This window comes from Eggerthella sp. BIOML-A4 (genome assembly GCF_009875575.1).
In the GTDB taxonomy this organism is placed as follows: Bacteria; Actinomycetota; Coriobacteriia; order Coriobacteriales; family Eggerthellaceae; genus Eggerthella; species Eggerthella lenta.
This window is the reverse complement of record NZ_WWRX01000039.1, coordinates 1-1,382: the sequence shown is the minus strand read 5'-3', so window position 1 is coordinate 1,382 and position 1,382 is coordinate 1. Positions and strand designations below refer to the sequence as shown.

At 73.3% G+C, this 1,382-nt stretch carries 2 protein-coding genes; both read left to right on the top strand.

Going from position 1 to position 1,382, the window contains the following annotated elements:
* Window positions 1-692 (top strand): energy-coupling factor transporter transmembrane protein EcfT (locus GT613_RS15245; protein ID WP_157011392.1); only part of this gene is annotated, 692 nt, incomplete at its 5' end.
* The coding region (locus GT613_RS15240) for an ABC transporter ATP-binding protein (protein WP_161172732.1) at window positions 689-1,382 on the top strand (694 nt) is incomplete at its 3' end. The genes GT613_RS15245 and GT613_RS15240, both read left to right, overlap by 4 nt.

The window sequence follows — 1,382 nt, the reverse complement described above, 5'->3', positions numbered from 1 at the left end:
GGCTCGACCCGCGCACGTCGCTCGCCGTCCTGCTCATGCTGAACCTCATCGCGTTCGCGCCGACGAAGCCGTGGACCGAGGTGGCGGCCGTGGCGCTGTGCGCCGCGACGATGATCTGGTGCGGCCGCGCGTCGGCGGCGCTGCGCTGGCTGGCGGCCTACGCGGCCGTCTTCGGGGCCAGCATGGCCGTCGCCGCCTTTCCGAACGAGGTGACCGCGTCGTTCGCCGCGATGATCGTCGTGTTCCGCCGCGTGTTCTGCGTGGGGATGTTCGCGTCGAACATGATCGCCACCACGCGCGTGGGCGAGATGGCCTCGGCGCTGCAGCGCGCGCACGTGCCGCGCGGCGGCGTGGTGGCGCTGTGCGTGGCGCTCAGGTTCTTCCCCACGATGGGCAAGGAGTTCTCGTCGGTGGCCGAGGCCATGAAGGTGCGCGGCATGGCGCTGTCGCCCGCGACGGTGCTGCGGCATCCGGCGCTGACGGCGGAGAACCTCATGGTGCCCGTGATGAGCCGGCTGGCCATCGTGGCCGACGAGCTGTCGAACGCGGCCATCGTGCGCGGCATCGACTCCGCGGCGGCGCGCACGTCCTACTACGAGCTGCGCTTCGGGCCGGCGGACGCCCTGTTCGCCGCCCTGTTCGGCGCCGTGGTCGCGTGCGTGGCGCTCATCAAGCTGGGGGTGATCGCGTGAGCGCGCAGGCCGACGCGGCGCTTTCGTTCGACCGGGCGGGCTTCACCTACGCCGGCGCCCGCGAGCCCGCCCTCGCCGACGTGTCCCTGAGCGTGCCCGCAGGGCAGTGCGTGGTGCTCACCGGCGGCTCCGGCTGCGGCAAGACCACGCTCACGCGCCTGGCGAACGGGCTGATCCCCGTCTCCTACGACGGGGAGCTCGCGGGGTCGGTGCGCATCGCCGGCAAGGACGCGGGGTCGTGGGAGATGGACGCGCTGTGCCGGCGCGTGGGCTCGGTGTTCCAGAACCCCCGCAGCCAGTTCTTCAACCTGGACACCACCTCGGAGGTGGCGTTCGGCTGCGAGAACCTCGGGCTCTCGCGCGCCGAGATGCACCGGCGCGTGGACGGCGCCTTCGCCCTGCTGGGCATCGAGCACCTGCGCGACCGCGACATCCGCGCGCTCTCGGGCGGCCAGCGCCAGATGGTGGCCATCGCCTCGGTGTGCGCGATGGGCCCCGACGTCTTCGTGCTGGACGAGCCCACGGCGTCGCTCGACGTGGGCGCCATGCTCCAGCTGGCCGAGGCGGTCGCGCGGCTCAAGGCCGCGGGCAAGACCGTGCTCGTGGCCGAGCACCGGCTGTGGTGGCTCGCGGGCATCGCCGACCGGGTGGTGGTGATGCGGGGCGGGCGCGTCGTGCGCGACGCGGACG